Source organism: Erythrobacter mangrovi (assembly GCF_013260645.1).
In the GTDB taxonomy this organism is placed as follows: domain Bacteria; phylum Pseudomonadota; class Alphaproteobacteria; order Sphingomonadales; family Sphingomonadaceae; genus Qipengyuania; species Qipengyuania mangrovi.
This window is the reverse complement of the sequence record NZ_CP053921.1, coordinates 397,842-411,237: the sequence shown is the minus strand read 5'-3', so window position 1 is coordinate 411,237 and position 13,396 is coordinate 397,842. Positions and strand designations below refer to the sequence as shown.

General features: G+C 62.5%; 11 protein-coding genes. 8 read left to right on the top strand and 3 right to left on the bottom strand.

Annotated elements, in window-relative coordinates:
• Nucleotides 1–89: 89 nt before the first annotated feature.
• The 6 genes from HQR01_RS02085 (at nucleotide 90) to HQR01_RS02060 (ending at nucleotide 6,598) form a co-directional block, all read left to right on the top strand.
• Nucleotides 90–1,463, top strand: a complete 1,374-nt coding sequence (locus tag HQR01_RS02085; RefSeq protein WP_173212139.1) for a class II 3-deoxy-7-phosphoheptulonate synthase — start codon at nucleotides 90–92, stop codon at nucleotides 1,461–1,463.
• Nucleotides 1,464–1,620: 157 nt separating this feature from the next.
• Nucleotides 1,621–2,661, top strand: coding sequence for a GGDEF domain-containing protein (locus HQR01_RS02080; RefSeq protein ID WP_173212138.1), 1,041 nt, complete (start codon nucleotides 1,621–1,623; stop codon nucleotides 2,659–2,661).
• Between the two features lie 127 nt (nucleotides 2,662–2,788).
• On the top strand, nucleotides 2,789–4,039 hold the full coding sequence (gene egtB, locus HQR01_RS02075; RefSeq protein ID WP_173212137.1) for an ergothioneine biosynthesis protein EgtB: 1,251 nt from the start codon (nucleotides 2,789–2,791) through the stop codon (nucleotides 4,037–4,039).
• Nucleotides 4,039–5,037 (top strand): L-histidine N(alpha)-methyltransferase, encoded by a 999-nt coding sequence (gene egtD, locus HQR01_RS02070; protein WP_173212136.1) that lies wholly within the window; start codon nucleotides 4,039–4,041, stop codon nucleotides 5,035–5,037. The genes egtB and egtD overlap by 1 nt, the downstream gene beginning before the upstream one ends.
• Nucleotides 5,038–5,088: 51 nt before the next feature.
• On the top strand, nucleotides 5,089–5,751 hold the full coding sequence (locus tag HQR01_RS02065; protein ID WP_173212135.1) for a retropepsin-like aspartic protease family protein: 663 nt from the start codon (nucleotides 5,089–5,091) through the stop codon (nucleotides 5,749–5,751).
• Nucleotides 5,752–5,818: 67 nt separating this feature from the next.
• Nucleotides 5,819–6,598, top strand: coding sequence for a tyrosine-protein phosphatase (locus HQR01_RS02060; RefSeq protein WP_173212134.1), 780 nt, complete (start codon nucleotides 5,819–5,821; stop codon nucleotides 6,596–6,598).
• Here HQR01_RS02060 and HQR01_RS02055 read toward each other — a convergent pair.
• The 3 genes from HQR01_RS02055 to HQR01_RS02045 all read right to left on the bottom strand — a co-directional run bounded on the left by HQR01_RS02055 (nucleotide 6,595) and on the right by HQR01_RS02045 (nucleotide 11,101).
• Entirely contained in the window at nucleotides 6,595–8,097 is a 1,503-nt protein-coding gene (locus HQR01_RS02055; protein WP_173212133.1) for an amidase, read from the bottom strand. The genes HQR01_RS02060 and HQR01_RS02055 overlap by 4 nt on opposite strands.
• A gap of 40 nt (nucleotides 8,098–8,137) precedes the next feature.
• Nucleotides 8,138–10,234 carry a TonB-dependent receptor plug domain-containing protein gene (locus tag HQR01_RS02050; RefSeq protein ID WP_234030217.1) on the bottom strand — a complete coding sequence of 699 codons (2,097 nt, stop codon included), beginning with the start codon at nucleotides 10,232–10,234 and terminating at the stop codon, nucleotides 8,138–8,140.
• A 240-nt stretch (nucleotides 10,235–10,474) separates the two neighbouring features.
• A complete protein-coding gene (locus HQR01_RS02045; RefSeq protein ID WP_173212132.1) occupies nucleotides 10,475–11,101 on the bottom strand; it encodes an ATP-dependent Clp protease proteolytic subunit in 627 nt (208 codons plus the stop codon).
• Nucleotides 11,102–11,233: 132 nt separating this feature from the next.
• Between HQR01_RS02045 and HQR01_RS02040 the strand changes: the two genes are divergently transcribed.
• Together HQR01_RS02040 and clpX are read left to right on the top strand one after the other, a co-directional pair.
• On the top strand, nucleotides 11,234–11,920 hold the full coding sequence (locus HQR01_RS02040) for an ATP-dependent Clp protease proteolytic subunit (RefSeq protein ID WP_173212131.1): 687 nt from the start codon (nucleotides 11,234–11,236) through the stop codon (nucleotides 11,918–11,920).
• Nucleotides 11,921–12,095: 175 nt separating this feature from the next.
• Nucleotides 12,096–13,364, top strand: a complete 1,269-nt coding sequence (clpX, locus tag HQR01_RS02035) for an ATP-dependent Clp protease ATP-binding subunit ClpX (RefSeq protein WP_173212130.1) — start codon at nucleotides 12,096–12,098, stop codon at nucleotides 13,362–13,364.
• The last annotated feature ends 32 nt before the right edge of the window (nucleotides 13,365–13,396 follow it).

Sequence of the window (13,396 nt, the reverse complement as noted above, 5' to 3'; positions counted from 1 at the left end):
CAAGCAAAAGCTGCTTGCCCCACAAGGCCTGCTCGTCTGCGGTAGACGGGCATTCTGGCGTCGTGGTGACGCCGCAACTGGATATGACAATGGCGACCAATTGGGCACCGGATAGCTGGCAGGGGTTCGAGGCAAGGCATCTGCCCGAATACCCGGACACGGCTGCGCTCGATGCCGCCACGACGACGCTTGCCACGCATCCGCCGCTTGTCTTCGCGGGTGAAGCGCGTGCGCTTAAGGCCGACCTCGCGGAAGTCGCCGAGGGCAAGGCCTTCCTGCTCCAGGGCGGTGACTGCGCGGAAAGCTTTGCCGAATTCCACCCGAACAACATTCGCGACACCTTTCGCGTGCTCTTGCAGATGGCGGTGGTGATGACCTTTGCCGGCAAGAAGCCGGTGGTGAAGGTTGGGCGCATGGCGGGCCAGTTTGCCAAGCCGCGCAGTTCGCCAACCGAAACGCAAGGTGACGTCACGCTGCCAAGCTACCTTGGCGACAACATCAATGGGATCGAGTTCGATCCTGAGCAGCGCATTCCCGATCCCGCGCGCATGGTGCGTGCCTATTCGCAGGCGGCGGCGACGCTCAACCTGCTGCGTGCCTTCGCCAATGGCGGTTACGCCAATTTGCGGCAGGTCCACCAGTGGACGCTGGACTTCATGGGCCGCAGCCCGTGGGCCGACAAGTTCTCCGACGTCGCCGACCGCATCGGCGAAGCGCTCGACTTCATGGAGGCTTGCGGGATCAGCCCCGAGACCCTGCCGCAGCTGCGCGGCACCAGCTTCTACACCAGCCATGAAGCGCTGCTGTTGCCGTACGAACAGGCGCTGACTCGCCGCGACAGCCTGACCGGCGATTGGTACGATACCAGCGCCCACATGGTTTGGATCGGCGACCGTACCCGCTTCGAGGGCAGCGCGCATATCGAGTTCTGCCGCGGCATCGGCAATCCGCTGGGCGTCAAGTGCGGTCCCAGCCTTGAGCCGGACGTGCTGCTCAAGCTGCTCGATACGCTGAACCCCGCGCGCGAGGCGGGTCGGATCGTGCTGATCAGCCGCTTTGGCGACGACAAGGTGGAAAGCGGCCTCCCGCCGCTGGTCCGTGCGGTGACGCGCGAAGGGCACCCGGTCGTGTGGAGCTGCGACCCGATGCATGGCAACGTGATCAAGTCGAACAGCGGCTACAAGACGCGTCCCTTCGACCGTATCCTCAACGAAGTTCGCGGCTTCTTTGCCGTGCATCGTGCGGAAGGAACCCATGCGGGCGGCGTGCATGTCGAAATGACCGGGCAGGACGTGACCGAATGCGTGGGCGGCGCAGTGGCCATCAGCCACGAGGCGCTGGCCGACCGGTACCACACGCATTGCGATCCCCGGCTCAATGCGGCGCAATCGCTCGAACTGGCCTTCCTCATTGCAGAGATGCTTAATGAGGAAGAGGTCACCCGGCGCGCCGATGCGGCCTGAGTATCCGGATTTAGGGGTTTCTACCTAGTCAGCTCTTCGGCTGGCATTCCGATCATCTGGTTAGTTCCCTTCGCAGAAAGGGACTCGCATGCGCGCAAGATGGTTCGACTCAATGCTGGTACTTGCGAGTTGGGCCGTAGTAGCTGTGCCGGCGGTCATGCTGCTGAGTGGCCGGACGCATCTTATCGAGCGTTGGCTGATCGCAGCAACGGTACTGCCGCTGCTCAGCCTGCTCTGGCGCCACTACCGCCTGTCAAATCAACTTGAGCAGGGTGAAAAATCGTTGGGCGCAAGTGTATCGGAACTGGCCCTGGCGGAAGAACTCGCAGGCGTCGGCAGGTGGTGCATCGACCTGAAGACCGAGGAGCATCGCTGGTCGGAAGAGATGCGCAATATCGTTGGCGTGGCCTCCGGTGTGCAACCGACGGATGAGCTCCTCGTCGAACTGATGCCCGAAGGGCTTTCCCAGCTCGAAGTCACATTGGCGTCGCACATCAAGGACACCGAAGCGTTCCGGATCGAGTTCGAGTTCGAGAATCCCCGCCTCGGTTCGCGAGTACTGCAGGCCTGCGCCCGCAATGTCTTTGCCCAGTCAGGTGCGCGCGAGCAGGTTTTCATGGTCGTCCGCGATGTGACCGAAACCTATCTCCAGTTTGCCAAGGCTGAGCAGGAAAAGAACACGGCAATGCTCGAAGCCGAAGAGGCCAAGCGGATGGCGAATACCGACCCGCTGACCGGCCTTGCCAATCGCCGCGCAGCCATGGCGGCGCTCGACCGCGCGATCGTCGCCGCCCGGACCGAAGGCGAGCCGCTCGGCCTGCTGGTGCTCGACATCGATTACTTCAAGGCGATCAACGACACGCATGGCCACGCGGTTGGTGACGAGGTCATCGTCCAGGTCGGCCGGATAGCTTCGCGCTGTCTTCGGCCAGGGCAGCTAGCCGCCCGGGTGGGTGGTGAAGAGTTCCTGGTCATCCTTCCTGGCGTGACCCCTGCGGCCACCGCGGGTGCGGCCGAACGCCTGCGCCTTGCGATCGAGGCAGGCACGGCGTCGGCACCGATCCCGCAGGTCACCGCAAGCATCGGACATGCGATGCTGGAGCCTTACGATACCAGCCTGCTGCTCTTTGCCCGGGCAGACGATGCGCTTTACGAAGCGAAGCGTGAAGGCCGCAATCGCGTGGCCCGCGCCGCCTGAGCGATAATCGTCGATCTCCCCTGTAACTTCGCGGAATTTTCAGCGAAGTCTTTAATCGAACATCTAAACACGCCATGTTGCGCCGCGGTTGTCGCATTCTGACAGCCGCGAAGCGAGGGGGAGCGCAATGCCCCGGCCAGTACCTGTTTCGTTAAACGAAGGCGCGCCGCTTGCGGCGCGTTTCCATGCCGTGCGCGCGCTGACCGAAGCGCTTGCCGCGCCGTTGAGTGAAGCTGACGCGACCATCCAGTCGATGGAAGATGCGTCGCCCACCAAGTGGCACCTGGCGCATGTCACGTGGTTTTGGGAAACATTCCTGCTGCGCGACAACCTGCCGGATTATCGCCTCTTCAACGAACGCTGGCCGTTCATTTTCAATTCCTATTACGAGGCCGAAGGCGAGCGGATTGCGCGCTTCTCGCGCGGGATGCTCTCGCGCCCGACCATGGCGGAAATCGTCGAGTGGCGCGCCCATGTCGATCAGGCGATGACGCCCCTGTTCGAGCGCGAAGACCTGGTCCCGCTGATTGAGCTCGGGCTGGCGCATGAGCAGCAGCACCAGGAATTGTTGCTCACCGATATCAAGCACGCCTTGTTCCAGAATCCACTCGGCCCCGCGATGTGGGACGGCGCCTCGCCGCGTGCTGCAGCGCAGGCCGACGGCTGGTATGCCCATCCCGGCGGCGTGGCCCGGGTCGGGCACCAGGCGAGCGGCTTCGCCTTCGACAATGAAGGGCCTGCCCACCGGGTGCTGCTGGAACCCTTCGAGCTATCCGCGCGGCTCGTGACGAATCGCGAATGGGACGAATTCATTGTCGATGGCGGCTATCAAAGCGCCGGGCTCTGGCTTTCGGACGGCTGGGCCTGGGTCAAGCGTGAGGGTATTTGCGCACCGCTATATTGGCATGAAGGCGACCAGTTCACCCATGTGGGCTGGCAGGCGCGCGATCCCGACGCGCCGGTAACCCATATCTCCTATTTCGAAGCCGATGCCTTCGCCACATGGGCGGGCTGTCGCCTGCCGACCGAGTTCGAATGGGAAGCGATCGCCCGCGGACAGGAAGGTGAGGCCGCGGCGCATGATCCGGCAGCAGGCAACCAGATCGATACCGCCGCACCCCCAATGCCGCGGGGGAGCGCGGGCCTGTTCGGAGATGCCTGGCAATATACGCGCTCGGCCTATCTCCCCTATCCGCGGTTCAAACCGGCGGCAGGCGCCGTCGGTGAATACAACGGCAAGTTCATGAGTGGACAGGTCGTGCTACGCGGCGCGAGCTGCGCCACGCCACGCGGGCATTCGCGCGCGTCCTATCGTAACTTCTTTTACCCCCACCAGCGCTGGCAGTTCACCGGCCTCAGGCTGGCAAAGGATCTCTAATGAAAGCCAATCGTGGTATCGCGCTCGTCGATCTTGACGAGGATGGAGTCGACCGGGCGTTCCGGGCCGATGTGCTGACCGGCCTGCGCCAGCAGAAGAAGGCAATTCCTGCGCGCTGGTTCTATGATGAGGAGGGCTCGCAGCTGTTCGAGGCGATTACCGAGCTCGACGAATATTACCCGACCCGCGCCGAAACCGAGATCCTGCGTGCGCGCGGCAACGAATTCGCCGAGCTGATCGGCTCGGGGCGGGCCGTTATCGAGTTCGGTTCGGGCAGCTCGGTCAAGACCCCGCTGTTGCTCGAATGCATTGCGCCTGCCGCCTATGTTCCGCTCGACATTTCTGGCGAATTCCTGCGTGAAGCCGCGGCTGGGCTCGCCGCGAAGTTCCCCGGCTTGCCGGTCCACCCGGTGGAAGCAGACTTCATGCGCCGCGTGGCCTTGCCCGCCGAGGTCGAGGCGCTCCCCAAGCTCGGCTTCTTCCCTGGCTCGACGATTGGAAACATGGTTCCCCGCACCGCCGTCGACCTCCTGCGATCGATGCGCGCGACCCTGGGCGCGGACGAGGGCGAATGCCCCATGCTGCTGATCGGGATGGACCTCGTAAAGGAACCGGCGGTCCTCGAGGCCGCTTATGACGATGCGCAGGGCGTGACCGCCCAATTCAACCTTAACGTCCTGGCGCGGATCAACCGCGAACTCGGGGGGACGGTCCCGCTCGATGCATTTGAGCATGTCGCCATATGGAACGACGATTTTGCGCGGATCGAGATGCACCTTCGTGCCAAGCGCAAGCTCACTTTCGAAGTCTCGGGCAGGCCTTTCGCGATGGACGCAGGCGAGACCATTCACACGGAGAACAGCCACAAGTTCACCCATAGAAGCGCCAACTTGCTGCTGCAGGCCGGCGGATGGACCCCGCTCCAGTGCTGGAAGGACAGCGAGGAGCGCTTCTCCGTCGTCCTGGCCCGCGCCACAGAGCACCGCGACGCGCCCTGATCCGTCGCACCTTTCATGGACGCGTAAGGGGCGGATGCTTATATCGGGATCATGGACTTCGCACCCGCCTTTAGCGCTGCTGCCGAGACACTCCGCGCCATACCGCGATCGGAGCTGATGATCGCCGCGATCGTGGCGATGGTTATCGGTTGGGCCGGCGCATTCGCAGCGCGGCGTTCCCCCTGGGGCAGTGCGATGCGGACCTTCAGCTCGATCGCGCTTGGGGCAATCCTGCTCACGGTCGTGCTCCAGCTTTCGCGCCTTGACCCGCGTTTCGATGTGGCGGTCCCGCAGATCGGCCTGCCCGCGCAGGTGGTCAGCGGTGAAGAGACCCGCATCCCGCTTGGCGCCGACGGGCATTACTGGATTCGCGCCGAGGTCAACGGCGTCCCGGGCAATTTCATGATCGATACCGGGGCCACGCTGACCGCCATTTCGACCGATCTGGCCGACCGCGCCGGTCTGGAACCGCGCCGGGGTGGCATTCCGATCATGCTGGGTACGGCGAACGGAACGGTACAGGCCCATGTGGCCTCGATAGAATCGCTCCGGTTGGGCAATATCCGTGCGACGGGGACCGATGCCGCGATTGCCGAAAATTTCGGCGACTTCAACGTCATCGGGATGAATGTACTCGCTCGACTGGGTTCCTGGCGGGTCGAGGACGGGACTTTGATCCTGGTCCCCAAGCCCGAGGATCGTGTCGAAAGCTGAGTTGCTGCGCCTCGCGCGAACTCATGGCCCGTTGCCGCCATGACCGACTGCTGCCACTTTGCACGTCATGATTCGCGACGCATTCCTCGAGACCAAGGGCATCCACAATTTCCGCGACTATGGCGGCTGGCATGCGCCGGGTGAGGGGCGAGTGCGCAGGGACCTGCTGTTCCGCTCTGGCCAGCACGTCGATGCGACGGACGACGACCTCAAGGCGATCGCGGAGCTCGATATTAGGACGGTGATCGACCTGCGCGGCACGTCCGAGCGCGATCGCAATCCCTGCCGCCGGGTCGAAGGCTGGAACGGCGAAGTCGTCTTCTACCACGGCGAGACCACCAGCACCCCGCCGCACATGGACGTCGAACCGGGTTCGAGCGCATCGGACTTCGCCCGCCAGCGAATGATCGCGGTTTATACGCGCATGCCGCACAACCCGGCGATGATCGATATGTTCGGGCGCTACCTCAAGGTCCTCGCCGATCGCGATGGGGCTAGCCTCGTCCATTGTTTCGCCGGCAAGGACCGTACCGGCATCGCGGCAACCATGCTGCTGCACATCCTTGGTGTCGCGGAAGAAGACCAGCGCGAGGAATTCCTCCGCACCAACAAGAGCCCCACATTCGAGGTGCTGGTCCAGCAATCGCTGCCGGGCATCGAAGAACGCCTCGGTCGCAAGCTCGATGCCGAGCAGGTGCGCGATTTGCTGGAGGTCCGTGCCGAATATCTCGACACCTTCCATGCCGAGGTCGTGCGCGACCATGGCGATTTCGATACCTACCTCAGCCGGGTGATCGGCATTGGCAACGACCTGCGTACCCGCTTGCGCGAGCGCTTCCTCACCTAGCGCGTATCGGCACTCCAGGGTTTGAACGACGGCGTCGCCAGCACAGCGCTGCGCGCGCGTTCAAAGGCGGCACCGATCTTCAACACTTCATGGTCGGCCCATTTGGCGCCGAAGAAGCTGATCCCCACGGGTAGGCCCTCGATGGCGCCCATCGGCACGGTCAGGTGCGGATAGCCGGCGATGGCTGCCGGACTGCCGAAGCCGATGCTGCCGTTGAAATTGTCGCCATTGACCAGATCGCTGACCCACGTCGGCCCGCGCGTCGGGGCGACGAGGAATTGCACGTTGTTATCTGCCAGCAACTTGTCGAGCGTCTCCTCCCCGGCAATGCGCAGCGCGTTCTCGCGCGCGGTCTCATAGGCTTCACGGTCGGTGGTGGTTTCCGCCAGTTCGAACAGGTCCTGTCCGAACCAGCGCATCTCCTCGCCCACATGTGCCTTGTTGAAGGCGATCAGGTCGGCCAGGCTGCGTGGCATGTCTTCGCCAGGCAGGCTGGCGAGATATTTGCCCATCTCCTCGCGCAGTTCGAACATCAGCACGGTGAAGCTGTCGCGGTACATTTGCGGATTGGGGTCGAACTCGATCTCGACCAGTTCCGCCCCGGCGGCCCGCATGTCCGCCAATGCTTGGTCGAAAAGCGAAGTCAGGTCCTCGCGATTACCCACCTGCTTGCGCATCACGCCGATCCGCACGCCTTGCAGCGAATAATCCGCCAGGCCTGCTGTGTAGTCAGTCACGCGATTCTGCGCGGTCAGCGTCACCGGGTCGGCCGGGTCTTCACCGGCAATCGCGCCCAGGAGCATGGCCGCATCCCATACGCTTGCGGTCATCGGCCCCGGCGTATCCTGGGTGCTGGAGATCGGCACGACATGCGTGCGGCTGACCAGCCCGACGCTCGGCTTGAACCCCACGATGCCGTTGATCGAAGCAGGGCAGGTGATCGAGCCGTTGGTTTCGGTCCCAATCGCCGCCCAGGCAAAGCCCGCCGCGACCGCTGCGCCACTGCCCGAAGACGAGCCGCAGCTATTGCGGTCGGTTGCGAAGGGATTGCGCGTCAGCCCGCCGACCGCACTCCAGCCGCTGGTGGAGCTGTCGCTGCGGATATTGGCCCATTCGCTGAGGTTGGTCTTTCCCAGCACCACGCCTCCGGCTGAACGCAGCCGGTCGATCATGGGAGCGTCGCGCACTGTACGGTTATTGGCCAAGGCCAGGCTGCCGGCCGTCGTCGGAAACTCGTAAGTCTCGATATTGTCCTTCACCAGCACCGTCCGACCGACAAGCGGCAGGCCGTTCCTCTCTGCCTGGGCTGCGAGCGCGGGTGCACCGGGGTTGTAGACAATGACCGCGTTAAGCGTGGGCCCGGCATCGTCGAGCGCCTCGATCCGCTCGATATGGGCCTTTGCTGCCTCAGCGGCAGGGCTTGGCGGCCCCACCCTGTCTTCGGCCGTGAGGGGAGAGCTTGCCAAGGCAAGCGCGAGCAGTGAGGCTTTCGCTTTCATTCTCGCTTCCTGCCACCACTGTGGACGGTTGCAAGCCTGCTCAGAAATTCCCGCTTAGCGTCAAGCGGAAGATGGGCCCGATACGGCGGTTCTGCACTTCGGTGAAAAGCACATCGCCATCGGGGCGCGATGCGTCATAGACCGTCCGCCAACCCTTGTTGCGCGCACCCAGGATATTGTTGACCTGAAGCTTGGCGGTCATGCCGAACACGTCCTTGTGCTCGACGAAGATGTCCGCGAAGACTGGACCTTCCCAATAGCGCCCGATCTCGTACCGACGTGAATACTCCACCGGCCTGAAAGTGAACATTCCGACACCCCAAGCCCAGTCGCTGTCGGGTATGTCGTGGCGGAAGTCGAGGTCGAGCTGAGAATCGAGGTCGAAGGAGAATCCGCGATTGAGTCCGGTGAATGGATCGGTGACGTCCATCCACCGCTTGATCCCGGTGAAGTTGATCTGGGCCCCTTTGAACCCGATTGGATCGAACTTGATCGTTCCCGACAGCTCGACATGCAGCCGCTTGGCGTCACCGATATTGCCGCGCGCTTCGCCACCGTTGGATAGCGGGAAGAAGTCGACGAAATCCTGGAACCAAGCCTGGCGGACCTGCAGTTTCGCCGAACCCCACGGGCCGAAATTCTTGTTCATCTCCAGCTCAACATTCCAACTCTGGTCGGGCTCGAGCTCGTTGTTGCCACCATTGGAGTTGTTATCGTCGAGGTTTACGCTGGCGAGGAAGTCACTGAAGCTGAGCTGACCGACTCTTCGCCTGACTTCGAGCGAAATGTCGAAATCGTCTGCGGGCTTCCATGACAGCGAGAGCGAGCCCTTGGGCCGGGTGAACGAGCGTGAATTCGCCGCAGACCCGGTCTGTTCGATCTTCGAGTATTCGAACCCACCGGTCGCCTGAAGCGAAAGTTTCTGGGTCAGCGGCTTGGAGAAACTGAGGATGGTCTCATAGCGATCCTCGGTTACGCCGCCGTTGCCCGCATCGAAGGGGAGGCGCTGGAACTGGCCATTGGGATCGAGTTCGAACAGCGATGATCGCCGTTTCAGGCGGTTAAACGCAGCCTCCCCGGAAATCTGCCAATCGGCCCTGAACATGTTCCAGCCATATTCGAACCGACCGATCCGCTCGCCGGTGCCGTTGGTCTGTTCGAAGCGAAAGCCGGTCGCTGGCGAGCCGTTGTTGAAGTTGTCGACCAATGTGCTGACGAAATTGTCACGCTCATAGCGATCGAGGCCGATGAGCTTGAGCTTGCCAGGCCCGAACGGGAACTCGATATCGCCGCTGATCTCATGCGCGGGTCCGTCTTCGGTATTGCGAATGGATCGGTCACGCTCGGGGCCTGTTACCGGCGTGGCGAGTTCGGTGATGTTTTCGGAATAGTAATCCGCGCCGCGCTTCAGGTTGAGGTGGGCGACCACTTCGCTTGACGGGGTCCAGGTGAAGTTCCCCGACAGGCGCGGATTGTCGAACTTGCCGGACGCCTTGGAAAACTGCGTTTCGATTAGGTCGCCATCGCCGTCACGCAGGACGATCGGGCCATCCGCACCGAAACGGTTGTTATTGTTGCTCAACGATACTGCGTAATCGAGCGTGCCGCTCTTCCCCGTGAGCGAAATCTCTCCTCCATAGAGTTGCGCTTCGGTGTTGTGCGGACGAAAGCCGGTCAGCCAGCGAAACTGGCCCGATGTGCCCGTGGAATTGACCACGACATTCGCGACCTGGCCGTTCAGGCCGGGGATATCGAGCGAATTGCCGTCGACGATTTCGATGCGCACCACGTCGCCCACGGGAATGCGGCTGAGCTGGTCGCGGATGCTGTCCGACTTGCTTGAAAAACGCGCGCCGTTGACCAGCACATTGGCGCTGGCCTGGCCCAGCCCGCGCGCGCCCTGCTGGGCGGCACCTTCATCGATGACGAATCCGGGAACCTGCCGGACCATGTCGAGCGCATTGCGCGGCGCGTAGCGTTCGAAATAGGTGGGTTCGTAAACCTGTGCGCCTGCGGTGGGCGCATCCTTTACGTCGACCACGCCGATTTCGGCATCGGCTGCTGCCATCAAGGGGGTGGGGTTGAGGGCCAGCAGGGCGATTACGCTGGCGGCCGTGGCAACACGGATATCGGGCATTCGGATTGGTCTCCCCATCGAGATCCTTTGTGGATCTGACGGGGCGTTTACGCTTGTAAGCGAAAGGTGGAATCGACCCTCGACCGGTGCCGCACGATGCCCGACGAATGAGTCCGGCGGCTCTGCGAACGGCAATCCTTGCCGGACCAGCGACAGGGCTTGCAGCAGCGGCGACTACCAAGCCGCATGCCCTATCGAATGCCTTTATTTCAGTATTTTACACTTGTCGCACGGAGAGCGTCAGAAGGTCACTTCACTGGCGCGCTGGATCACCGTGCCGAGGATTCCGTAGTCCTTCGCTTCGTCGGTGCTCATCCAGTAATCGCGGTCGATATCCTTGATCACCTTGTCGTACTTCTGGCCGGTGGCATCGGCGATTTTGTGCGCGATGCGTTCGCGCATCTTGACGATTTCCTGCGCCTGGATGGCGATGTCCGATGCACGGCCACCGGCGCCGCCCGACGGCTGGTGGATCAGGAAGCGCGTGTTCGGCAGGCAGAAGCGCCGTTCCTTGGGCACGCTCAGGAAGATGTGCGTCGCGATGCTGGCCACCCAGCCGGTGCCAATGATCGCGACCGGCGAATTGATGTAGCCGATGAGGTCGTGGATCGTGTCGCCCGATTCGACATGGCCGCCCGGTGAATTGACGATCAGCTTGATCGGATCGTGCGACAGGTGGTCGAGGTAGAGCAGTTGCATCGACACGCGCTCGGCCAGCTTCTGGTCCACGCCGCCGAACAGCATCACCGTGCGCGCTTCGAGGAACTTGGTCACCATCGCCGCGCGCATTCCCTCGCCTTCCTTGCCGTCCTCTTCCTCTTCGTCGGCGCGGATGGGGTTGTACGAAGAGAATACAGTTGACGACATGATATGGACCTCGTGTTGATCTGGTGCGGGCGTTACCGCTACGTGCAACACATCGCAACGATATCGCGCGATTCAAGCCTTGAACCGCGGTGCGGCAGCACAGATATACGCCGCAAAGATAAAGGACCCTTCATGATCGACCTGTTCGGCACCGACGCTTACGCTACCCAAGGCCAGTTCACCCGTGACCCCGTGACTGGCGCACTGGTGCCGGTAGTCGTCGAGCAGACCAGCCGCGGCGAGCGCAGCTTCGACATTTTCAGCCGCCTGCTGCGCGAACGCATCGTGTTCGTCACCGGGCAGGTGGAAGACGGCATGGCTTCGTTGATCACCGCGCAGCTGCTGTTCCTCGAGAGCGAGAATCCTTCGAAGCCCATCAGCATGTACATCAACTCGCCCGGCGGCGTGGTGACCGCTGGCATGGCGATCCACGACACCATGCAGTACATCAAGCCGCGCGTGTCGACGGTGTGCATGGGGCAGGCCGCCAGCATGGGCAGCTTCCTGCTCGCCGCAGGCGAGCCGGGCATGCGCATCGCGCTGCCCAATGCGCGGATCATGGTTCACCAGCCTTCGGGTGGCGCTCGTGGCATGGCTTCCGACATCGAGATCCAGGCGCGCGAGATCCTGCGCATTCGCGAACGGATGAATGCGCTCTACGTCAAGTATACCGGCCGTTCGCTCGACGAGATCGAGAAGGCGATGGATCGCGACACTTTCCTCGACGCTGAAGAGGCGATGAAGTTCGGGATCGTCGACAAGGTTTTTGAAACGCGGCCGGAGAATGAAAGCGATGGTTCGGCCGATACGGCCGACTGAACAGGTCGGCGCGAGCTGTGCCCGCGCGGGACTGTTGCAAATTTGCCGTAGGAATTCGGCAACCTTGCCGCTTCAGCTTGTGGCAAGGGGTAGGGATTACCTATGATATTGACCCAATCCCCATGCGCCCTACAGTCGGGATTCCTCCGACGGGGCGTGGGGAAGACGTTAGGAAATGACGAAGTTGAGCGGAACCGATAGCAAATCAACGCTGTATTGCAGCTTTTGCGGCAAGTCGCAGCACGAAGTGCGCAAGCTGATCGCGGGCCCCACCGTGTTCATCTGCGACGAATGCGTCGAGCTGTGCAACGACATCATTCGTGAAGAGACCAAGGCTGGGATCGCCGGCAAGAAGGAAGGCGACGTTCCGACGCCGTCGGAAATCTTCGAGACGCTGAACGATTATGTGATCGGCCAGGATCGCGCCAAGCGCGTGCTCTCGGTTGCGGTGCACAACCACTACAAGCGGCTCAAGCACAGCGGCAAGGCAGGCGACGTCGAACTCGCCAAGTCGAACATCCTGCTGGTCGGCCCGACCGGTTCGGGCAAGACGCTGCTGGCGCAGACGCTGGCGCGCACCTTCGACGTGCCCTTCACCATGGCCGATGCCACCACGCTGACCGAGGCCGGTTACGTGGGTGAAGACGTCGAGAACATTATTCTCAAGCTGCTCCAGGCGTCCGACTACAATGTCGAGAAGGCGCAGCACGGCATCGTCTACATCGACGAAATCGACAAGATCACCCGCAAGGCGGAAAACCCGTCGATCACGCGCGACGTGTCGGGCGAGGGCGTGCAGCAGGCGCTGCTCAAGCTGATGGAAGGCACCACCGCCTCGGTCCCACCCCAGGGCGGTCGCAAGCATCCGCAGCAGGAATTCCTGCAGGTCGACACGACCAATATCCTGTTCATTTGCGGCGGCGCTTTCGCCGGCCTTGAAAAGATCATCGCCGATCGCCTGCAGAAGCGTTCGATCGGCTTTGGCGCGCATGTCGCCGATCCGGACAAGCGCCGCGTGGGTGAACTGCTGGAGAAGGGCGAACCGGAAGATCTGCTCAAGTTCGGCCTGATCCCCGAATTCGTCGGCCGCCTGCCGGTCATCGCCACGCTGCGCGACCTCGATGTCGAAGCGCTGGTGACGATCCTGACCGAGCCGAAGAATGCGCTGGTCAAGCAGTACCAGAAGCTGTTCGAGCTCGAGGATGTCCAGCTAACCTTTACCGACGAGGCACTGAAGGAAATCGCCGAGAAGGCAATCAAGCGCAAGACCGGCGCCCGCGGCCTGCGCTCTATCGTCGAAGGCCTGCTGCTCGACACGATGTTCGACCTGCCCGATATGGACGGCGTGACCGAGATCGTGATCGACAAGGACGTGGTCGATGGCCGCAAGGACCCGGTACAGGTCCACGGCGGCAAGTCCGACGAGAAGGAGGCGGCGGCCTAAGCCCCGTCACCATCGGAAATTCAGGAAGCGCC

Bases quoted from the DNA above. Each gene is read 5' to 3' on its own strand.
- HQR01_RS02085 (WP_173212139.1), top strand. From the start codon at position 90: ATGGCGACCAATTGGGCACCGGATAGCTGGCAGGGGTTCGAGGCAAGG.
- HQR01_RS02080 (WP_173212138.1), top strand. From the start codon at position 1,621: ATGCTGCTGAGTGGCCGGACGCATCTTATCGAGCGTTGGCTGATCGCA.
- egtB (WP_173212137.1), top strand. From the start codon at position 2,789: ATGCCCCGGCCAGTACCTGTTTCGTTAAACGAAGGCGCGCCGCTTGCG.
- egtD (WP_173212136.1), top strand. From the start codon at position 4,039: ATGAAAGCCAATCGTGGTATCGCGCTCGTCGATCTTGACGAGGATGGA.
- HQR01_RS02065 (WP_173212135.1), top strand. From the start codon at position 5,089: ATGGACTTCGCACCCGCCTTTAGCGCTGCTGCCGAGACACTCCGCGCC.
- HQR01_RS02060 (WP_173212134.1), top strand. From the start codon at position 5,819: ATGATTCGCGACGCATTCCTCGAGACCAAGGGCATCCACAATTTCCGC.
- HQR01_RS02055 (WP_173212133.1), bottom strand. From the start codon at position 8,097: ATGAAAGCGAAAGCCTCACTGCTCGCGCTTGCCTTGGCAAGCTCTCCC.
- HQR01_RS02050 (WP_234030217.1), bottom strand. From the start codon at position 10,234: ATGCCCGATATCCGTGTTGCCACGGCCGCCAGCGTAATCGCCCTGCTG.
- HQR01_RS02045 (WP_173212132.1), bottom strand. From the start codon at position 11,101: ATGTCGTCAACTGTATTCTCTTCGTACAACCCCATCCGCGCCGACGAA.
- HQR01_RS02040 (WP_173212131.1), top strand. From the start codon at position 11,234: ATGATCGACCTGTTCGGCACCGACGCTTACGCTACCCAAGGCCAGTTC.
- clpX (WP_173212130.1), top strand. From the start codon at position 12,096: ATGACGAAGTTGAGCGGAACCGATAGCAAATCAACGCTGTATTGCAGC.